The following is an 18,449-nucleotide window of genomic DNA, read 5'->3' on the forward strand; positions in this document are numbered from 1 at the left end:
GGCCGCCCTTTTCAGTTGCGCTCGAAGCGCATTACCCCGGCATATCGTGACACGCCGGTGTCGCCCGGATGATTGACCCCGTCGAACACCGGGACCTCGGCGAAATCGTAGGGACTGACCCCGTCGAGGGTCGCGGCGTTGAGGCCGTACTTGTCAGGGTCGGAGCGGGTCTGGTGAAACACGTGGATGCCGCACAGCGGGCAGAAGTGGTGCTTCGCCTGATGGGTGTTGAAAGTGTAGACCGCGACGATTTCATCGCCCCGGACGATGTCGAGATTCGTCATCGGCACGTCGATCATCAGCACGCCCTTCATCGAACAGATCGTGCAGTTGCACCGGCGCACCGTGGCACCGGCCGGGATCTCCGCGCGGTAGCGGACGGCGCCGCAATGGCAGCCCCCGTCGTGAATGCCTTCGATCACCATCCCCAAGGCCTCTCGCGGTACCATTTGGTTATCACGTATTTCAGGCCTTTGCGCACCTTCAAAGCGTGATGGAGTGTGGCGGCGTTGAGGCTGCCGTCGGGGCGGTGGTTGTTCCAGCACACCAGCATGCCCTCCTTGGGCTGGAACATCTTGTCGATCACCTTGAACCGCGTCGCGCCGCCGGCCTCGACATCGTTCAGATAGACCATGAAGGTCCAGGTGCGGTTGCCCGCCACCGAGGTGAACTTGTGGAAGTCCGCGCCGGTCGGCTCGAAATAGTCGGTGTGCGCCTTGAATTCGTTGCCCACCTCGTAGCGTTGGCCCTGGACCGGTTCTCCATACTCGATGGGGATGCCGCTCAGGGCGAAGAGCCGCGCTTCCAGATCCTTGACCGAGGGCTCTTCCGGGTCGAGGTCGCAGGTCTCGCTGGTGCGGAAATAGTCGTCGCCGTTAGGGTCCGCGATGGTCGAGGGCCGGCGGTTGATGTCGATCATCGCGCGAAGGTCGGCGCACAGGGCTGGCGGCAGGAAGCCGGGCACCGTCAGCAGCTCGACCTTGGGATTGGGCACTTTGCGCACGCCGGGGTGGAGCAGCAGCTTTTCGACCGAAGTTTCGCCCGGATTCGTCATCCAGCGTTGATACCGTTCCGAATTCGGTCCGCAAGTCGTGAAATTATGTTGCGCACGGAGCCCGCACAGCCACATTTCGCTTTGCATATCGGGTCGCTTGTGCAACAGGCGCGCCCTCGCGCATTCGCCGCTTGACGGCCATGCGGACGGCCCTAAGCCGCGCTCGCGGCACAGGCATGTGGCGATTGTAGCTCAGTTGGTTAGAGCGCCGGTTTGTGGTACCGGAGGTCGCGGGTTCGAGACCCGTCAATCGCCCCACCATTTACGGATTAGAGGTCGTTGAGTACGCCGGTGCTCCGGGGTTCGCTTGAACCGTTGATGGCCCGGTCGAGCTGGCGGTAATGGTACCTCTGCATCCATCGAGCTTGCATCGCCACGACGGAAACAATGCGGTCTTGCGCGGGGGTAAGGGTCGCGGGTGGGGCTTTCACCATGTCAGGCTCCTTGCAGCGACCCGCAGGTGGTCCGGGTGGTACCGGGCATAGATGCGGGTGGTGATGTTGATGTTGCGGTGACCGAGGAAGGCGGCAATCTCCTGCATGGGGACCCGGTCCTCGGCCATCCATACCGCCGCGCTATGGCGGAGCATATGGGGGTGGGCCTTGATACCGGCCCGCTGGGCGGCGGCGGCAAAGCCCTTCTTAACGTCGAGGCAGGGGGTGCCGTTGTGCTCGATTATGTGGTCGGTCATGGCCCCAGCCTTAGCCTCGCGGAGGGCGGGCATGATTAGGTCGTTCAATGGGACGGCGGCTCGATACTTGCCTGTCTGCGAACGGCCTCTTGCATTGAGGTCCAGTATCGCCCGGTCGAAGTCCACTTGGTCCCATCGGGCCTGCAAGAGGGCGGACTTGCGGCCCCCTGTGGCAGCGGCCAGCATGGCAAACAGCTTGATGTGCGGTGCATGGCAGCCCTCCAGGAGCTTGCGGAAGTCGGGCTTGGATAGGTGGCCCACCGAGGGCTCCGGCATGGCCGGGAGGAGGATCGGCGGGACCTTGGCGAGGTGGTCGTTGCGGTGGGCCCAGGTGAGGGCCCTCTGGATGAGGCCAAGCTCGTGCCGCATAGTGTTCGCCGCTCGTTGGCGCCATGCGGGGTAACCGAGGCTGACCCCTTCGTCTATCTGGTGAGGCTTGAGGGCGGCGAAGTAGGGGCGGCAGGCCACCCACGCTTCGCGCTTGCGTCTCTCATCCTTGGAGCCTTTGTCGAGGCTGGCGAGGTAGGCGTCCACGAGGTCACCCACGGTATCCATCGGGCCAGCCTTGGAGAGGCCAGCCCATACTTGCCGGGCGAGGGCGTCCGCCGTTACCCGGTCAGTCGTGCCAAGCGAGTGGCGCTTGCGGCCGGTGTCGGTGTGCCAGATGATGCAGAAGGACCAGTAGCGGGTCCCGTCTGATCGTTGGCGGGTGAGCTTTCCGAGGGTGTAGGGGTCCGACATTCGTAGTCCTCCACGGCAAGGGCGGGGATGCGCCACAAGGTTCCTAAGCGGAAGCCACGAAGGGTCCCGGCATTGAGTAGGTCATACACGAGGGTGGTGCTGCATCCCCAGCGATGGGCGAGGGATGCAGGACCGAAAGGCTTACGAGTAGGCATAGGCTCCTAACGAGTGGATGGCGTCAGGTTGTTGAATGGGCGAGGTCGCGCCTGGGGAAGAAGGTGGCCAATACCGATACGGCAGGGTCGTCAAAGAGGCGATCACTCTCGGCATCGAACGATTGAGGGGTCACGATAATAGAGCCCCTGCCCTGACCCTCGCGGTGATACATGATATGCCCATGCTCGGTCCCGAGGATTGCCCGATCTTCGGCGGTGAGTACATCGGAGTAGTCGAAGTAAGGGTCCCCCGCCTTACAAGGGGCGTCCCAGTCAGGTGCGGTGGTCATGCTTCAATCCTCTGATAGACGGTTGGGCGGCTTCAAGGGCCAGGGCCTCGCAACGCACCGCAAGGCGGGTCATGGCGTGCTTGGCAGCGCGGCGTTCCTCGTAGGAGGTGGAGGAGGTGAGGTAGCTGTAGGTGCAGTTCTCGCCCCACGCCTTCTCGTACCGGGCCTTCTCGATGGCCTTCATTTCATCCCAGACGGCGAACACCGGGGCGCTCGCTTCATGGTAGGCGTCGTTCCATGCCGGGGTGTCGTAGGTGAGACCCTTGACCGCGAGGGCACGGGCCATGTGGGCGTCCTCCAGCTTGATGCGGAGCATTTCCCATTCGATCATGCGTCGATCCTCTGATAGACCCCTTCGCCGTTGGACATGGTGCCCAGCTTGCGAAGGGCGGCGAACGCCTTGGTGAACTTGGGGGCTATCCGGGCGCACCACGCATCGGACAGGCCGGGGTTGTAGTGGGTCACGAAGTTGCACCCTGCATTGTGCCGGGGCAGCACCCAGTAGGACAGCAGCCCGCAATACTCGGAGATACCGAACAGGGCATGGTTGTTGCCCATGAAGGCGTGGTCCTCGCGGTCCACCCATGCGTCCTGCTCCCACGTCGAGGGGAACAGCGTCTTGACGAGTTCTTGGAACCATTGGACGTGGTAGTCCCAGTCCACCTCGTCGTCCCAGTCGAGGGTGCCATAGACCACGGTGGAGGCCCCACAGGGCCACGATACGGAGCGTCCCATGTTAGTTCCTTTCGGGGGCAGGCTTAGGGCCCCATGACCGCAGGACTGGGGTATCCACGAAATGACCGTGGAGTGCTGGAGGCGCAGGCGGGGGCGCAGCGGGGTAGCGATGATGACCCCCTCGTCGCGCAACTCGGTGATGCGGGGGCGGACGGAGAGGACGCTCTCCTCAATCGCCTCGGCCACCTCGTCGGCGGTCAGGGCAGCCTCGGAGAGGGCGTTGAGGCACCGCTCCCGTAGCTCGCCCTTGCGGGGCTTGACGTGCTCGTGGGCGGCGCGGCGGGGGTCGTAGAAGTCCGCCTCTTGATTGTCGCAGCGGATACCTCGGGCGAAGTGTCCCATCATTCGGCTCCATTCGTTTCAAGGGGTGAGCGATAGCGGCTCCGCAGACCGTCCATGATGGTCTCGATCTTGGGAGCCTTCGGTGCGCCCTCTCGGGCCAGCTTGTTCTTGGTCAGGCCCAGGTAGCGGGAGCTAGGGAAGTCCTGCTGGGCCCCGATGGTGAGGATGAAGTCCGCTGCACCCTGCTTGCCCGTCTTGCTGTCCTTGAGCATCGACAGGGTGGGGTAACAGAGGTTCTCGCCGTCCGCGCTGATCTGGGAGGTACCCAGCACCACGCAGTCGTGCTTCACGCCGATGACCCTCGCCCATTGGTACATGGCTTCGAGGAGCTGGTCGGTGCGTTGGCCGTTGTTGTTGACCCCGCCACCGAACTTGATGTTGTCGATCATGTCGAACAGGATCAACGCGGGGGGCGTCTGCCGGATGATGTCCTCGACCTCGTGGTTCCAGAAGTCGTGGATGTCGAACACCCGGATGCGGGAGGAGGGACCGTTGAGGGCCTCCTCGTACTTCTGCTCGATCACACCCATCTTGTTCAACTCGACCAACTCGGAGGTCGTCATGTCGAGGGCCGCGTTGTAGAGGCGCTGCACGATGCGGCGACCGGGGCCTTCGTTGTTGAACCACAGGATCGACCGCTCCTCATCCGGGTACAGCTCGGGGAGCTGGGCCGCGAAGTGCGTGAGCTGGTCGGCGGTGAAGCTGGTCTTGCCCACGTCGGGGCGGGCGGCGATGATGCCGAAGTCACCGGGGCGCAGCGGGCGCATGGACAGGTTGAGGTCCGGGAGGCGCCAGTGGAGGCCGGTGTCGTGCTGGTCGTCCTGGAGGAGGTCGCTGATGCGATCCCGTACCCAGGGGGTCTTGACCTTGCGGTTGGTGTCCAGCTCGAACTGCTCGACCGTGGCCCGCAGGGTGGAGCCCAGGTCCAGTTCCTCGCCCTCGTTCCACCGTTCCAGCATATTGGTCAGGCGGTGGGCGGTGTCGGCCGCAACGAGGCGACCCATGAGGCCCGCCTCCAAATCCTCGGGGACGGGCTGTTGTATCTGTCTGACTATCTCCCTGTAGTAGTCCAGGGTGTCGGGCTTGAGGTTGGGGTGTCCGAAGCTCTTGAACCAGAGCCAGAAGGGTTCCTCGTCAATGGCCTGCACATCCGGGAACTCCCGGAAGAACTTGCCGTAGTCATCGAGTAGGGTCTGGGTCTTGATGTCGAGGGTGTGCTTGGGCACAGCCCGATTGAGCTTCTCGTACTTCTCCCGCCTACGCAGCAAGCGCAGCAGGGTTATTTCAAGGCTGATCGGATCAACTCCTCTATGAAGGTTCGGGGGTAGAGCTTGGGGTCAAGGGGGGTTCGGATTATACGCACGTCCACGCCAGCGAGCCGGAGCTGGTCGCTGATACGCGCACGGCCTTTTCGCCCAGCCTTATCGTTGTCGAGCCATACAAGAGCAGGGCCTTCACCACTCTCTCTTGCCAGGGCTGTAATATGTCGATCTGGTAGGGAGGTTCCGAGAACAGCTCGCCCTCGTCCCACCTCGCCCACACGGGCTGCGGATAGGATGTCCTCGGTAACAACGAGGGGTCCGTGTTCCCCGTAATGGGCGATGGGCTTGTCGATGTCGGGGTTGAGGTACTTGGGCCGTCCGGGTTGAAACCCCCGCGCTTGCCAATAGACAACGCGACCGTCTCGGATGACGGGCAGGACGACGCGATCAAGCGCCTCCGAGTAGTAGAAACCGTGTCGTTGAATGGCATCGTTCGAGAAGCCTCCTTGGTATAGCCACACGCGGGCGTGGAGGGGCCACAGGGACGGATTGAACTCGGTCGGGCGTGGTGGGGCAGTCGAAGCCTCTGCGGCGTTCTCTGCCCCCTCCACGGCCTTAAATCGGGCTATCCGTTCTGCGAGGCTCGGCTGGGGGTGGGATTGCCACCCCTTATCGGAGCAGCGGTGGCACCAAGCGGCGTACCCGTCGGGCTTGTGCTCAACGAGCATGGTGCGTCCCCCACCACAGATGTGGTTGACACGGCGACGGCGACCCTCGGGTAGCTCCTTCGCCTGTGCCAGCCACTCATCGTGGGGGAGGATCGGTTAGCCCTCCAGTTCGATATTCAGGCCGATGAGTAGGGTCTCCTCACGCTCCCGCAGCAGGGCCACGAGGGCCACCGCGTCGGTCTCGGTCAGGACCACGGACTGTGTCCCGTTGGAGGTGGCCAGCACGAGGCTGCCACCGAGGAGCCCTTGCTCGATCACACCCCGGAGACCGCACAGGCGGTTCGAGGAGGCACCGGCAAGGCGGGCCTCACGCTCGGAGAGCATGGCCACCGAGGGGCGGCTCACTGGACGCTCTCGATGCTTTCGGCAACGAGGTTGGCTTCCTGAAAGCCCCAGAAGGTCTCGGGGGCATCGTTCTCGGCCTCGAAGGGGTCCTCGTCAGCGAGCATGGCCAGCGCCACGTCGAGGCCGACGAACACGGGGGCCGCCATCAGGGTGTCGATGGGCGTGGTGCGGGGGTCGAAGCCGTTACCTTCGAGGGCGTCGGCTACGTTACGAAAAGTCATCGAATGATCCTGCATAAGGGTCCACCAAGCGGAGGACGCCGGAGTTGCGGCTGTCGAAGCGCGCGAAGCGGGCGATGGAGAGCGAGTAGGTGTCGTCCCGCATGATCGTCGCGGTGCGGTCGCGGATGTCGTGGGTGAAGGCGGTGGTCCGCGTGAAGCCATCCATCGGGGACCAGCACGCCTGTACGCAGCCGAAGTCGAAGCTCTCCAGCAAGGAGGGCAGCCCCGCGAGGTGCGGGCGGCGGGCCACGATGTTGATGGGGTAGTCCAGCAGGTCGCCTTCGATCACCCCGATCAGGGTGCCGGTGACGCCGCTCTCCTCGAAGTATGCCTTGTTGAGGCTCTCGGGGGTCAGCACGGACAGGCCGGGGAACTCGTGGGCGATGTCGTACAGGGCGCTCTTGCTCTCGGCCGGGACGAAGATGTCGTAGTCCTTGGGCTCCAGCCCCAGCTCGAAGTCCCGGATGCAACCCCCCGCCATGACGGCGGAAGGCTCACCCAGAGCGTCGAGGAGGAGGCCCCACAGTGCGGGGCCGTTCACTTGGCGCCGATCAGGTTCAACTCGTGGAAGGCGGCTTCCTCGTGGATGTCGCGGGCATCGGCCAGAGCGGAGAAGTCCGCGTACTGCCGGGTGGCGACCGAGCGGGCCTGGGCGATCATCAGGTTGGCCGTCTGGTAGTTGTCGTAAGCCTTGGCGACCTTCTTGTCCGCGAGGGCGACCGAGGCGCGGAGCGAGGCAGCATGGAGCCATGTCGCCACGGTGACGATCTTGGCGGAGTGCTTGATGATGAAGAAGGTGACGGCGGTGGCCACGCGCAGCACAAGGCGGGTCGCGGCGAGCATCTTGGGGTTCATGGTTGTCCTTGCAGAAACGCAAAAGGGCACCCGGTTAGGGGTGCCCTCTTGTCAGGTGGGCCTAGTCAGGCCGGGAGGTGGGGTAGGATCACTCGGCTTCGAGGGGGTCCTTGACCGCGCCCTTGGCGGCGGGCTTCGCGGTCGGCGTCGGGGTGGCGGCAGCCGGGGCATCCGCGCCGCGCTTGTCGGCATCGGGGTTGCTGGTGATGTCGGCCGTGCGGACCTTGTAGGTGGTCAGGTCGAAGCCTTCGCCCACGCTGATAGCGACCCAGCGGCCGTTCTCCTCGTCCTTCACGCCCAGCACCGCGCCGGTGAGGACCTTCTTCGTGTCGCCCCGGCCGTGGGTGAAGGTCACCTTGTCGCCCGCTTCGATGTTGTTGCGGATCGCTTCCGAGGCCAGCTCGGCTTCGTACTTGGTCACCATTGCGCGAGCCTGATCGAGCTTCGCCTGGGTTGTCATCTTCGCCATGTTGGTATTTCCTTGTCAGATGGTTCTATGTGCCCGGTAATCGGACAATGCAGGGCACCCCGAAAGATGCCCTGTGAAGTCAGATCACGCAGGGGTGTAACCAGTGGCGCTATAGTAGCTGCCACCCCCTGTATAGCAAGGTCCATGACTGATGGGGTCCGTAATCATTATGTCCCCAGCATGGTCGAGCATGACGTTGCTCTCGTGCAAGTCGAAGTCCGCGATACCCTGGAAGAAGTCCCGAATAGCGATGGCGGTCTTGACGGTATCAAATCGAGCGATCCCCCAGTTCTTGCCCCGGTTGAGGGCATCGGAGAGGGCATCGAACTCCTCGGCCAGTGAGGGGACGCAGTTGACATCGTCCTCGTTGAGCCACGCCTTGTCGATTGCATCGTAGCGCCGGGTGAGCACGACGTAGCAGCCGGTGAACTTGGTGATGCTGTACACGGTGGGTACGCCGGGCGTTCCCTGATGGGCACGGCACCATGCCGCGTACATCCCACCCGTGTCGTTGACCTTGAAGCCGATCTTGAGGGCCAGGCCCCCCTTGACGAACACGGCGGCGAAGAAGCCCGAGCCCATGAACGCCCAGCCGTCGTCCGCCATCAGGTCGATGAGTGGGTTGAGCACGGTCTGCTTGCTGATGTGCGTGGTGAGGTCCACCGGATTGTCCCGCAGCAGGTTCGACACCGTCATCCCGTGGGCGTCGAGGTAGAGCGTTTCGTGGGCAATCTCTTGGTCAGTCGGTACGCGATTGGGTGCGAGCCCTTTGTACGAATTGGTCACAAGAATGGGGTCCTCTCGGGGTTAGGCGGTGCGGCTGCGCTCCACGAGCGTGGCCACGGTAAGTAGGTCCTCTAGCGAGGCTGCGGGGTGCTTGAAGGCGACGTAGTGGCAGACTGCACCCATGAGGACCCGCGCACGGGCCTCACGGTAGTAGATGCCTTGGTAGGTGCCGGGGTTCTTGCGGAAGTGCAGGTCCCGGTTGAGGCGCTGGGCATACTCCGGGTCTGCCAAGAGACCCTCGGCGGTGGCGGCGTGGTCCATGTCGGTGCGGGCCATTAGTCCTCCATGTGCTCGATGCCGTAGTCCGCAGCGCGGGCCTGGGCTTCGATGACGGCTTCCTCGTAGGTGTGGAAGTCCAGCTCGTTGGACAGGTCGAACCCGGAGGGGTTGCGCCAGTCGGTCGGGCCTTCGTGCCGGGTGTACACACACCACCCATCGGGGGTGACGTGGGGCATTTCGTGGGCGTGTTGCTGGGAGCGGGCGGGCTCCTCCCCCTCGGGAGCATCGGCTACGTCCCCCCACGAGGAGACCCAGTGCCACCCGTGCAGGATGATGGTCACGTCCGGCCGGGGCAGGCATAGCTGGTAGGTCATGGTGGTCCCCTTTCAGGAGAAGAAGCGAGCCTCGGGGTAGTCCTCCCGGACGGTAGCCTTGGCAGCCTTGCGGTCGGCGGCGCGGAAGAAGTAGTCGATGTCCCCGGCATCGTTGCCGCACCAATAGAGGCGCGGGCCGAGGCCCCAGTAGGCCCCGCCTTGGTCGTAGCCCCCGCTGTCCAGCGGACAGTGCCGAAGGGTCAGCGGGGGGTCTGTCGGCAGGACATCGCCCTGCGTCCGGGACAAGCGCCCCATCGGGGCACCGTTGCGGCAGTTTACGGGTGGAGTTGGGTCGAGCATATCGGGCTCCCATCGGGGCGCTTGCGAGGCATGACCCCCCTGCGGAAGGGGGCCCATGACTTGATGAACACGCGGCACGGGACGCCTCCCCGCATCACTTTGAAGGCGCCGTCGTAGTAGTCGCTTTTCACTCGGGGTTGGGCACGGGCTTGCCCAGCCTGTTGAGGCAGCCGAGCGCCACCGGGGCCTCCTCGGCCAAGGGGTAGGTGATACCCCCCATGTCCGAGACGTAAGAGCCTTCCGAGACGGCGAACGCCTCGTAGGCAGGGGTGTTGATCGGGGCCTTTATGAGGTGGCCCTTGGCGGTGTAGGAGGTGTGGTCCCGAGCCTTGGTGAACGCCTCGTGCAAGGTGTCACCCTTGCCCCAAGCGTTCTGGCCACGGACGATGATCTTGGTGAGCGCCATGTCAGCGCCCCACCTTGATACCCGCGCAGCGATCCCGGAACCGTTCGGCCTTGAACTGGCTGTTGGTACCGGCGAGGTTGGCTGCCATTCTCTTGCACATCGCCATGTGCTGCTCGGGAGTGATCCCTGCGATACCGCCGAACTCGGCAACGGTGTCAGCGATGAGGTTGTAGTGGCTACGGGTCATCTTGGGCATCAGACTTCTCCAGTTCCATTGCAGGCGCGGCAGGTATCGGAAGCGGGACCCTGGCACCCCGAGGTGCCGTAGGAGCCGACGTAGTATTCGATGGAGCCGTAGCCCTCGCAGTCCGCGCACTCCTCGACCTCGACACAGTCGATGCGGAGGAGGGTGGTGCTGACGTTATCGGCGGCGACCGCGTCGGCCTTGGCCTTGGTGGGCCAGCGGCCCAAGCGGAGAGGCGGGCCACCTTGGGCCCGTTGGTACACATTCTGGAACATAAGAACCTCCACGGGTCAGAAGCCCGGTTTCAGGTTGGGGAGTACGGCGGCGTTAAGCGGTTTCGAGCCACTCCACGAAGATGCTCTGGATGCCGGTGAGGGGGTACACCTGGGTAGCAGCCCCCTCCTCGGTGAGGGCGCACATACGCAGGCCATCCTTGAACACGTCGTAGAGGGTGAACGGGAGGGGCTTCACCTTGCCGGTGAACACCACCTGTAGGTGGAAGGCTCCCCCGCTGCGGAGGTACCCTGCGAGGACATCGCTGATGCTCTGCCTCATGTCTGCACCGACTGGATGGCAGCATCGAACCCGGCTAGGACTTCCTCGACAGTGCGGCCTGCCTCGTCGTTCCATTCCGCCACGCTGTTGGCGCCGGTCTTTCCGGTGGCCTCGGCCAACTTGGCGAGGGCCGCCTTGGGGAGAGAGGCGCCCCAGAGGAGCGCATCCCAGTCACCGTCGTCTCGGCCAGAAGCATAGGCGATGGCCCCGAGGGTGCAGTAGCAGGGGCGGTCGTCCTTGACCTCGTAGAACTCCCCTTGGGTCCACCCAGCGGCGATGACGCGGCGGGCTTCGGTGAGGATGGAAAGAACGCTCATACGGTGGCCTCCCGGACGTTGAAGCCCAGCCGGGCGGTCATGCGGTTGAGCAGGGTGATTGCGGCGTTGCGGCTGTTCTTGCTCTCGCGGCCGTCGTTGACGACACGCTGGAGGCGGCGGGCCTCGCAGCGATCCACGGGGGTCATGCCGGTGTTGGCCGGGGTGATGCCGTAGAGGCTGCGGTAGGCGTCGATCTGGGTGGGGGTCAGGGGATGGCTCACGATGCCACCTCGGCACGGTAGGCGGCGGCGCGCTTCTTGCCGAGGCGCATGGCGCGGAAGTGTGCGCCATCGGTGGGGAACAGGTGACCCTTGAGGGCTCCAGCAGCCGAGCGGCGCTGGCCGAGGTCACGGACAAGGTCGATCTGGGTGCGGCTGGTGCCGCTGCCGACGATGATGCTGTTAATCATGCACTTACTCCTTGGGTCACGCAGACCGGCGCTCCTGGGTTCACCATGAACCCGGAGTGGCTTGCGTGGGGTGGTCAGGCTGGTTAGAGGCGACCGCTCACACAGATGGCGGGGTCGGATACGGTTGTCCGGGTGGTGGGCCGGTGGCTTGTGGTACCGGAGGTCGCGGGTTCGGATCCCGTCAATCGCCCCATTCCCTCGCCATTTCCTGACGATGCGAGGGCGCAAGATGGCATTCTGGACCGAGGCTGACTACGACGAGCACGAGCTCGTCGAACTGGTGCACGACCGCAAGTCCGGCCTCACAGCAATCATCGCACTGCATTCCACCCACCTCGGCCCCGGCGCGGGCGGGACCCGTTTCTGGCACTATGCCCAAGCGGACGACGCGATGCGCGACGCGCTGCGTCTCAGCCGCGGCATGAGCTTCAAGAACGCCATGGCCGGCCTGCCCATGGGCGGCGGCAAGGCGGTCGTCCTGCTCGACGAGAACCGCACCAAGACCCCCGAGATGCTCGCCGCGTTCGGAGACGCCGTCGAGGCGCTGGGCGGCCGGTACGTCACCGCCGAGGACGTCGGCGCGAGCGAGGCCGACATGGTCGCCATCGGCGAGCGCACGGCGCACGTCTGCGGCCTGCCGGCTGACAGCGGCTCGGTCGGCGGGGACCCGGGGCCCTTCACCGCAATGGGCATCTACCACGGCATCAAGGCCGCAGTGGCGCACAAGCTGGGCACGGACAGCCTCAAGGGCGTGCGCATCGCCCTGCAGGGTTGCGGCAGTGTGGGCGGCGGAACGGCCCGCCTGCTGGCCAAGGACGGGGCCCGACTGACTGTTGCGGATGTCGATGCGGATCGTGCCAAGTCGCTGGCGCGGGAAGTGGGCGGGGAAGCCGTCGCCGCCGATCAGATCATGAGCACCACCTGCGACGTCTTCAGCCCGAACGCGCTGGGTGCCATTCTTGACGAGGAGGGCATTGCCCGGCTCGACTGCCAGATCGTTGCCGGCGGGGCGAACAACCAGCTTGCCCGGGCAGGGCATGGCAAGCTGCTGGCGGAGCGCGGCATTCTCTACGCTCCCGACTACGTGATCAACGCCGGGGGCATCATCAACGTCAGCCTCGAATACCTTCACCGGGAAAAGGGCCAGGCGTGCGACATCAACGAGGTGCGCAAGCGGATCGCGCAGATCCCCGATCGGCTGGTCGAGATCTGGCGCGAGAGCGAGGCAAGCGGCAAATCGTCCGATGTCGTCGCCGATGCCATGGCGATGAAGCTGATCGGACGCGCCTGAGCCTGTCATCCGGCGCTTCCAACGCGCCGGGTCTGGTTCTAAGGCGGCGTTTCATGCGCACGAGTCGCAAACCTCAGCAATGCATTCGGGGGCGCGTGCTCCGATGAGCGAATCCCACTCAGAGGATCCGCGTACCGCCGCCAAGCTCAAGCTGGCGGTGGGTGCGATCGGCATCGTCTTCGGCGATATCGGCACCAGCCCGCTTTACGCTTTCCGCGAAACCTTCGTCGGGCCGCACAAGCTGACGATCGACGATGCGCACATCCTGGGCGTCGTCAGCCTGATCTTCTGGTCGATGACGCTGATCGTCTCGATCCAGTATGTCTCGATCCTGATGCGGGCCGACAACAAGGGGCAGGGCGGCACGCTCGCGCTCGTCGCGCTGATGAACCGCAAGATCGGCGGGACGAAATACGCCTTCCTGACGGTGCTGTTCGGGGTGTTCGCCACCGCGCTGTTTTACGGCGACAGCATGATTACGCCGGCCATCTCGGTTCTGTCGGCGGTCGAGGGGCTGACGGTGGTCGACCCGTCGTTCTCGCGCATGGTCATCCCCATCGCGACGGTGCTGCTGATCGGCCTGTTCGTGATCCAGAAGCGGGGGACGACCAAGGTCGGCGCGCTCTTCGCGCCGGTGATGCTGGTCTATTTCGTCACGCTGGCGATTCTCGGGCTGGTGCACATCGTGCAGGCGCCGGGCATCTTCGCGGCGCTCAATCCCTGGTATGCGCTGAATTTCTTCATCCTCGACAAGTGGCTGGCATTTCTTGCGCTCGGCTCGGTTGTCTTGGCGGTGACGGGGTCGGAGGCGCTCTATTCGGACATGGGCCACTTCGGCCGCGGGCCGATGCGTCTCTCGTGGTTCGGGTTCGTCATGCCCTGCCTGCTGCTCAACTACTTCGGCCAGGGCGCGATGATCATCGGCATGGGCGATGCCGCCGCCGCCGAGGCGATCGAGAATCCGTTCTTCTTCATGGCGCCCGAAGCCTACCGCCTGCCGCTGGTGTTCCTCGCCACGGCGGCGACCTTCATCGCCAGCCAGGCGGTCATTTCCGGCGCGTTCAGCGTGACCCACCAGGCGATCCAGCTCGGTTTCATCCCGCGCCTGTCGATCCTGCACACCAGCGACGAGCATCACGGGCAGATCTACATCCCTGTCATCAACTGGGCGCTGATGGTCGCGGTGATCGTGCTGGTGCTGATGTTCCGCAACTCGTCCAACCTCGCCTCGGCCTATGGCATTGCGGTGACCGGGGCGATGTTGATCGACACCGCGCTGATGGGCGTGCTGCTGCTCGCGGTGTGGAAGTGGAAGTGGTATTTCGCCTGGCCTGTCGTGATCACCTTCTTGGTGGTTGACGGCGCCTACTTCGCGTCCAACTTCATGAAGGTGCCCGACGGCGGATGGTTCCCCCTGCTGATCGCGGCCTTCGCCTTCACGCTGCTGACCACCTGGGCCAAGGGCCGCAAGCTGATGCGCGCCCGCATGGCCGAGATCGGCCTGCCGCTCGACATATTCGCCAAGTCCGGTCGCAATTCCACGGCCCGCGTGCCGGGCACGGCGATCTTCATGAACTCGGGCAGCAGCGGCACTCCCTCGGCGCTGCTGCACAACATCAAGCACAACAAGGTGCTGCACGAACGCGTGGTAGTGCTGACCGTGCAGATCGAGGACGTTCCCTACGTCGACGAGGAAAAGCGCGTCGAGATGATCGAGCTGGGCGACGGGTTCTATCGCCTGATCCTGCACTACGGTTTCATGGAGGAAACCGACATCCCGGCCGCGCTGCAGAAGATCGAGACGATGTGCGGCGCCCCGTTCGAGATGATGCAGACCAGCTTCTTCCTCAGCCGTCAGACGCTGCTGAGCGCGGAGAAGCCCGGCATGGCCATCTGGCGCGAGAAGCTCTTCGCCTGGATGATGCGCAACGCGGCCACCCCGATGGAGTTCTTCCGCCTGCCGACCAATCGCGTGGTGGAACTCGGGAGCCAGGTCGAGATCTGACCCGGCTCGCCCGCGTCACTCCGTCGGCGGGTTCTCGATCACCTTTTCCTCCTCGCCCAGCGAGAGGCCGTGCCGCATCAACATCGGCAGCTGGGTGAAGGTGAACAGGAAGCTCAAGGGCATGAACACCCAGAGCTTCGCGGTCAGCCAGTCCCCGAAGCTGAGCGAGAAGCGCAGCGCCTCGTTCAGCGCGGCGAGGGCCAGGAAGAACAGCCCCCAGTTGCGGCTCAGCTTGAGCCAGCCGGTTTCGTTCAGCCCTTCGAACGCAGCCTCGAGGAGCCATTGCAGAAGGGCCTTTCCGCGCCACCAGCCGAACAGCAGCACGGCGCCGAAGAACAGGTAGAGCGCCGTGGGCTTGATCTGCACGTAGAACGGGTCGCGCAGCAGCACGGTCAGCCCGCCGAAGCCGACGATCAGCAGTGTCGACAGCAGGAGCATCCGCGAAACGGCGCCAAACAGCATTTTGGACGCTGCCAGGGCGATGACCGCCGCAACCATGAACGCGCCGGTGCTGCGGACCACGGCGAAGATGGTGCCGAGCCCGTCTTCCTTGTTCTCAGGCGCGTAGAACCAGTAGACCGCAAAGAAGACCAGCAGCGGTCCGTAGTCGACCAGCAGATTGAGCCAGCCCGAGGCGGGTTTCTTGTCGGTGCTCATCAGGCCACTCCTGCAATAACGCGCGCGACTAGGTCGGGATCGAACGGCCGCAGGTCATCGATCTTTTCGCCCACGCCGATGGCATGGATCGGCAAACCGTATTGTTCCGCCGCGGCGACGAGCACGCCGCCGCGAGCGGTGCCGTCGAGCTTGGTCATGATCAGGCCGGTGACGCCGGCCACCTCCTTGAACACGTCGATCTGGGCGAGGGCGTTCTGCCCGTTGGTGGCATCGAGCACCAACACGACATCGTGCGGCGCCTCGGGGTTGAGACGGCCGAGGACGCGGCGGATCTTGGCGAGTTCGTCCATCAACTCACGTTTGTTCTGCAGCCGACCGGCGGTGTCGACGATGAGAGCGTCGATGCCGGTCTCGGTCGCCTGCTTTACCGCGTCGAACACGATGGACGCAGGGTCACCGCCTTCCGGCCCGGTCGCGATCGGCACTCCGATCCTCTCGGCCCAGACCCTGAGCTGGCCGATGGCCGCCGCGCGAAAGGTGTCGCCTGCAGCCAGAAGCACGCCGTAGTCGTCTTCCTGGAACAGGTGGGCGAGCTTGGCGATTGTGGTCGTCTTGCCGCTGCCGTTGACGCCGATGACCAGCACGACCTGCGGACGGGGAAAGGCGGTGATCTGCAGTGGCCGGGCGACGGGACGCAGGATCGCGGCGATTTCCTCGGCCACGGCTTCCTTGAGCTCGCGCTCCGTCATGGTCAGGCCGAAGCGCTTTTCGGACAGCTTGGCGCGGATGCGCGCCGCGGCGCTCGGGCCGAGATCGGACAGGATCAGCGCGTCCTCGACCTCGTCCAGCGTCGCATCGTCGAGACGTGCCGAGCGGATCGTCGTGGTGAGCTTGCTGGCGAGCGACACCGGGGCGGGCTGGGGGGTGGCCTCGGGTTCGGCGGTCACCGGCGCAACGGCGGGCATCGGAGCGGGTTCTGGCACAGTTTCCGCCTCATCGACCGGTTCGGCCGAGGTGATCGCGGACAGGTTTTCGCTCAGGCGTTCGGACGTCTTGCGGAAGCCGCCGAACAGCCGCTCGGTCCAGCTCTTGGATTCGCTCACGACAACAGACCTTCCTCGAGCCGGGTGGGAGTAATGCCGATGATCGCGCCGCGTGGAGTACCCCCAGGTGCAGCGACGCGGGCGAAGTTCTCCGCATGACCGGTCCCGTCGGCTTCCACGAGAACCGTCAGGGGGGTGCCGATCAGGCTTTCCAGCCAACGGCGCCGCCCGGCGGCAACCGCGTCGCGCAGTTCGGCGGCGCGCTGGCGGATTGTGTCGCCCTCGAGTTGCGGCATGCGCGCGGCCGGAGTGCCAGGCCGCCGGGAGTAGGGGAAGACATGGCCGTGGACGATCCCGAGATCGCGCACGATCGACAGGTTGGCCGCATGGTGTTCGCCGCTCTCGGTCGGGAAGCCGGCGATGAGGTCGGCCCCCACCGCCAGGTCCGGACGGCGCGCCCGCAGCCGCTCGACCAACGCGATCGCGTCGGCACGCGAATGGCGCCGCTTCATCCGCTTGAGGACCAGGTCGTGCCCATGCTGCAGCGACAGGTGCAGGTGCGGCATGACGCGCGGCTCTTCGGCCAGGAGCGCGAACAACTCGTCGTCGACCTCGATGCCGTCGAGCGACGACATGCGCAGGCGGGCAAGTTGAGGAAAAGCATCCAGGATGGCGCGGACCAGCGCGCCCAGGCGCGGCGAGCCTGGGAGGTCATGGCCCCAGCTCGTCACGTCGACGCCGGTCAGCACGACTTCGCCCGCGCCCAGAGCGAGATGGTCCTCGATCTCGCGCAGGACCTGCGCCACGCCGAGCGAACGGCTCGGCCCGCGGCCCTGCGGGATGACGCAGAAGGTGCAGGCATGGTCGCAACCGTTCTGCACCGCCACGAAGGCGCGGGTGTGGAGCTGCGAGGGCCTGGCGGGGGCATCGGGCACGTTCCATGCGCGCGCGTCGAGCTTGGCGGCGTTGGGCACGAGCCCGTCCACCTCCGGCATCGCGGCGAGGCCCTCGCGTTCGATCTCGGCCGCGCAGCCGGTGACCAGCAAGCGAGCGTCGGGGCGGTGCCGGCGGGCGCGGCGGATCGCCTGGCGGGTCTGGCGCACGGCCTCGGCGGTAACGGCACAGGAGTTGATCACCACGGTGTCGGGCGCGCCCGCCAGAAGCGCGCGGATGCGTTCGCTCTCCGCCAGGTTCAGCCGGCAGCCGAGCGAGATCACCTGCGCTTCGCTCACGCGTAGTCGCCCCAGTCGAAGCTGCCGCGGAAGCTTTCGCTGGCGGGGCCGGTCATCGTGATCCGCCCGTCCTCGCCCCAGCCGATCAGCAGCTTGCCGCCGGGCAGGGTGACGACGACCTCGCGGTCGACCAGCTTGCGCCGCATGGCCGCCACCGCGGTGGCACAGGCGCCGGTGCCGCAGGCGCGGGTCAGGCCGGCGCCGCGCTCCCACACGCGCAGGCGAATCTCGCCGCGGTTCTCGACCGTGGCGACGTTGACGTTGACCCGCTCGGGAAACAGCGGATCGCGTTCGATCGCCGGGCCGAGCAGTTCCATGTCGACCTTGTCGGTGTCGCGCACGAAGAAGACGACGTGCGGATTGCCCACGTTGACCGCGCTGGGCCGTTCCAGCTCGTCCCAGCCGACCGGCATCTCGAGCGTATCCATGGGGTCCGACAGCGGGATCGCCTCCCAGCCGAACTCAGGCTCGCCCATGTCGACGGCCACGCCGCCATCCTCGGGCTGGGCGGAGAGGATGCCCGCGACGGTTTCGATCTCGCACTGTTCGCCGTGCAGCAGGGCGACCGCGCGGGTCGCGTTGCCGCACGCGCCCACCTCGCCGCCGTCTGCATTGCGGATCCGCATGCGGAAGTCCGCCACCTCGGAGGGTTCGAGCACGATCAGCTGGTCGCAGCCGATCCCGGTCCGCCGGTCGGCCAGCGCGCGCGCGACATGGTCCTCGATCGGCGGAAGCGCCCGGCCACGGGCGTCGAGCACGACGAAGTCGTTGCCCAGGCCGTGCATCTTCACGAAGTCGATCCGCATCACCGCCACGTAGTGG

The 18,449-nt window shown here is 65.3% G+C and carries 30 protein-coding genes and 1 tRNA gene; 3 read left to right on the forward strand and 28 right to left on the reverse strand.

The genetic code is table 11. From position 1 onward, the window contains the following. Positions 1-11: 11 nt before the first annotated feature. Both ACWPMZ_RS05645 and ACWPMZ_RS05650 read right to left on the reverse strand, forming a co-directional pair. On the reverse strand, positions 12-425 hold the full coding sequence (locus ACWPMZ_RS05645; protein ID WP_455703029.1) for a GFA family protein: 414 nt from the start codon (positions 423-425) through the stop codon (positions 12-14). Then, on the reverse strand, positions 419-1,054 hold the full coding sequence (locus tag ACWPMZ_RS05650) for a prolyl hydroxylase family protein (RefSeq protein WP_455703030.1): 636 nt from the start codon (positions 1,052-1,054) through the stop codon (positions 419-421). Before ACWPMZ_RS05650 ends, ACWPMZ_RS05645 begins: the two co-directional genes overlap by 7 nt. A gap of 181 nt (positions 1,055-1,235) precedes the next feature. On the opposite strand from ACWPMZ_RS05650, the gene ACWPMZ_RS05655 reads away from it, so the two are divergent. Beyond that, positions 1,236-1,312 (forward strand) — tRNA-His (locus ACWPMZ_RS05655). A 169-nt stretch (positions 1,313-1,481) separates the two neighbouring features. Here ACWPMZ_RS05655 and ACWPMZ_RS05660 read toward each other — a convergent pair. The 22 genes from ACWPMZ_RS05660 to ACWPMZ_RS05765 all read right to left on the reverse strand — a co-directional run bounded on the left by ACWPMZ_RS05660 (position 1,482) and on the right by ACWPMZ_RS05765 (position 11,438). Beyond that, positions 1,482-2,486: a tyrosine-type recombinase/integrase gene (locus tag ACWPMZ_RS05660; protein WP_455703031.1), complete on the reverse strand. Its 1,005-nt coding sequence runs from the start codon at positions 2,484-2,486 to the stop codon at positions 1,482-1,484. Positions 2,487-2,664: 178 nt separating this feature from the next. Then, entirely contained in the window at positions 2,665-2,931 is a 267-nt protein-coding gene (locus ACWPMZ_RS05665; protein ID WP_455703032.1) for a hypothetical protein, read from the reverse strand. Continuing rightward, positions 2,915-3,262 (reverse strand): hypothetical protein, encoded by a 348-nt coding sequence (locus tag ACWPMZ_RS05670; protein WP_455703033.1) that lies wholly within the window; start codon positions 3,260-3,262, stop codon positions 2,915-2,917. The genes ACWPMZ_RS05665 and ACWPMZ_RS05670 overlap by 17 nt, the downstream gene beginning before the upstream one ends. Then, complete coding sequence (locus ACWPMZ_RS05675) at positions 3,259-3,666, reverse strand: hypothetical protein (protein ID WP_455703034.1); 408 nt, start codon at positions 3,664-3,666, stop codon at positions 3,259-3,261. The genes ACWPMZ_RS05670 and ACWPMZ_RS05675 overlap by 4 nt, the downstream gene beginning before the upstream one ends. A gap of 341 nt (positions 3,667-4,007) precedes the next feature. Next, entirely contained in the window at positions 4,008-5,234 is a 1,227-nt protein-coding gene (locus tag ACWPMZ_RS05680; RefSeq protein ID WP_455703035.1) for an AAA family ATPase, read from the reverse strand. A 53-nt stretch (positions 5,235-5,287) separates the two neighbouring features. Then, positions 5,288-5,998 (reverse strand): toprim domain-containing protein, encoded by a 711-nt coding sequence (locus ACWPMZ_RS05685; RefSeq protein ID WP_455703036.1) that lies wholly within the window; start codon positions 5,996-5,998, stop codon positions 5,288-5,290. A gap of 96 nt (positions 5,999-6,094) precedes the next feature. Further along, complete coding sequence (locus tag ACWPMZ_RS05690) at positions 6,095-6,343, reverse strand: hypothetical protein (protein WP_455703037.1); 249 nt, start codon at positions 6,341-6,343, stop codon at positions 6,095-6,097. Continuing rightward, positions 6,340-6,564, reverse strand: a complete 225-nt coding sequence (locus ACWPMZ_RS05695; protein ID WP_455703038.1) for a hypothetical protein — start codon at positions 6,562-6,564, stop codon at positions 6,340-6,342. Before ACWPMZ_RS05695 ends, ACWPMZ_RS05690 begins: the two co-directional genes overlap by 4 nt. Continuing rightward, positions 6,551-7,105, reverse strand: coding sequence for a hypothetical protein (locus ACWPMZ_RS05700; protein WP_455703039.1), 555 nt, complete (start codon positions 7,103-7,105; stop codon positions 6,551-6,553). The genes ACWPMZ_RS05695 and ACWPMZ_RS05700 overlap by 14 nt, the downstream gene beginning before the upstream one ends. Beyond that, a complete protein-coding gene (locus ACWPMZ_RS05705) occupies positions 7,102-7,419 on the reverse strand; it encodes a hypothetical protein (RefSeq protein ID WP_455703040.1) in 318 nt (105 codons plus the stop codon). Before ACWPMZ_RS05705 ends, ACWPMZ_RS05700 begins: the two co-directional genes overlap by 4 nt. A gap of 88 nt (positions 7,420-7,507) precedes the next feature. Further along, the gene (locus tag ACWPMZ_RS05710; protein ID WP_455703041.1) at positions 7,508-7,888 is read right to left on the reverse strand and encodes a hypothetical protein; all 381 of its coding nucleotides are present in this window, start codon (positions 7,886-7,888) and stop codon (positions 7,508-7,510) included. Between the two features lie 84 nt (positions 7,889-7,972). Beyond that, the gene (locus ACWPMZ_RS05715; RefSeq protein ID WP_455703042.1) at positions 7,973-8,674 is read right to left on the reverse strand and encodes a hypothetical protein; all 702 of its coding nucleotides are present in this window, start codon (positions 8,672-8,674) and stop codon (positions 7,973-7,975) included. Positions 8,675-8,695: 21 nt separating this feature from the next. Further along, the gene (locus ACWPMZ_RS05720) at positions 8,696-8,950 is read right to left on the reverse strand and encodes a hypothetical protein (protein WP_455703043.1); all 255 of its coding nucleotides are present in this window, start codon (positions 8,948-8,950) and stop codon (positions 8,696-8,698) included. Continuing rightward, entirely contained in the window at positions 8,950-9,267 is a 318-nt protein-coding gene (locus ACWPMZ_RS05725; RefSeq protein WP_455703044.1) for a hypothetical protein, read from the reverse strand. The genes ACWPMZ_RS05720 and ACWPMZ_RS05725 overlap by 1 nt, the downstream gene beginning before the upstream one ends. 12 nt (positions 9,268-9,279) lie before the next feature. Continuing rightward, positions 9,280-9,522, reverse strand: a complete 243-nt coding sequence (locus ACWPMZ_RS05730; RefSeq protein ID WP_455703045.1) for a hypothetical protein — start codon at positions 9,520-9,522, stop codon at positions 9,280-9,282. Between the two features lie 172 nt (positions 9,523-9,694). Further along, positions 9,695-9,973, reverse strand: a complete 279-nt coding sequence (locus tag ACWPMZ_RS05735; protein WP_455703046.1) for a hypothetical protein — start codon at positions 9,971-9,973, stop codon at positions 9,695-9,697. 1 nt (position 9,974) lies between these two features. After that, complete coding sequence (locus ACWPMZ_RS05740; protein WP_455703047.1) at positions 9,975-10,169, reverse strand: hypothetical protein; 195 nt, start codon at positions 10,167-10,169, stop codon at positions 9,975-9,977. Then, positions 10,169-10,384: a hypothetical protein gene (locus ACWPMZ_RS05745; protein ID WP_455703048.1), complete on the reverse strand. Its 216-nt coding sequence runs from the start codon at positions 10,382-10,384 to the stop codon at positions 10,169-10,171. Before ACWPMZ_RS05745 ends, ACWPMZ_RS05740 begins: the two co-directional genes overlap by 1 nt. A gap of 100 nt (positions 10,385-10,484) precedes the next feature. Continuing rightward, complete coding sequence (locus ACWPMZ_RS05750) at positions 10,485-10,712, reverse strand: hypothetical protein (protein WP_455703049.1); 228 nt, start codon at positions 10,710-10,712, stop codon at positions 10,485-10,487. Further along, on the reverse strand, positions 10,709-11,029 hold the full coding sequence (locus ACWPMZ_RS05755; protein WP_455703050.1) for a DUF6197 family protein: 321 nt from the start codon (positions 11,027-11,029) through the stop codon (positions 10,709-10,711). The genes ACWPMZ_RS05750 and ACWPMZ_RS05755 overlap by 4 nt, the downstream gene beginning before the upstream one ends. Continuing rightward, complete coding sequence (locus ACWPMZ_RS05760; RefSeq protein ID WP_455703051.1) at positions 11,026-11,250, reverse strand: hypothetical protein; 225 nt, start codon at positions 11,248-11,250, stop codon at positions 11,026-11,028. Before ACWPMZ_RS05760 ends, ACWPMZ_RS05755 begins: the two co-directional genes overlap by 4 nt. Then, positions 11,247-11,438 carry a hypothetical protein gene (locus ACWPMZ_RS05765; protein ID WP_455703052.1) on the reverse strand — a complete coding sequence of 64 codons (192 nt, stop codon included), beginning with the start codon at positions 11,436-11,438 and terminating at the stop codon, positions 11,247-11,249. Before ACWPMZ_RS05765 ends, ACWPMZ_RS05760 begins: the two co-directional genes overlap by 4 nt. A gap of 229 nt (positions 11,439-11,667) precedes the next feature. On the opposite strand from ACWPMZ_RS05765, the gene ACWPMZ_RS05770 reads away from it, so the two are divergent. Together ACWPMZ_RS05770 and ACWPMZ_RS05775 are read left to right on the forward strand one after the other, a co-directional pair. Further along, the gene (locus ACWPMZ_RS05770; RefSeq protein WP_455703053.1) at positions 11,668-12,729 is read left to right on the forward strand and encodes a Leu/Phe/Val dehydrogenase; all 1,062 of its coding nucleotides are present in this window, start codon (positions 11,668-11,670) and stop codon (positions 12,727-12,729) included. 103 nt (positions 12,730-12,832) lie between these two features. Beyond that, on the forward strand, positions 12,833-14,734 hold the full coding sequence (locus tag ACWPMZ_RS05775) for a potassium transporter Kup (protein WP_455703054.1): 1,902 nt from the start codon (positions 12,833-12,835) through the stop codon (positions 14,732-14,734). A gap of 15 nt (positions 14,735-14,749) precedes the next feature. On the opposite strand, the gene ACWPMZ_RS05780 is transcribed toward ACWPMZ_RS05775, so the two are convergent. From ACWPMZ_RS05780 to dapF, 4 genes are read right to left on the reverse strand one after another with little or no spacing between them, the layout of a single operon-like run. Beyond that, positions 14,750-15,391 carry an inner membrane-spanning protein YciB gene (locus ACWPMZ_RS05780; RefSeq protein WP_455703055.1) on the reverse strand — a complete coding sequence of 214 codons (642 nt, stop codon included), beginning with the start codon at positions 15,389-15,391 and terminating at the stop codon, positions 14,750-14,752. Then, complete coding sequence (gene ftsY, locus ACWPMZ_RS05785) at positions 15,391-16,455, reverse strand: signal recognition particle-docking protein FtsY (RefSeq protein ID WP_455703056.1); 1,065 nt, start codon at positions 16,453-16,455, stop codon at positions 15,391-15,393. The genes ACWPMZ_RS05780 and ftsY overlap by 1 nt, the downstream gene beginning before the upstream one ends. Continuing rightward, the gene (locus tag ACWPMZ_RS05790) at positions 16,452-17,627 is read right to left on the reverse strand and encodes a MiaB/RimO family radical SAM methylthiotransferase (RefSeq protein ID WP_455703057.1); all 1,176 of its coding nucleotides are present in this window, start codon (positions 17,625-17,627) and stop codon (positions 16,452-16,454) included. Before ACWPMZ_RS05790 ends, ftsY begins: the two co-directional genes overlap by 4 nt. Further along, complete coding sequence (dapF, locus tag ACWPMZ_RS05795) at positions 17,624-18,433, reverse strand: diaminopimelate epimerase (protein WP_455703058.1); 810 nt, start codon at positions 18,431-18,433, stop codon at positions 17,624-17,626. Before dapF ends, ACWPMZ_RS05790 begins: the two co-directional genes overlap by 4 nt. Positions 18,434-18,449 lie beyond the last annotated feature (16 nt).

This window comes from Tsuneonella sp. HG222, from assembly GCF_053819185.1.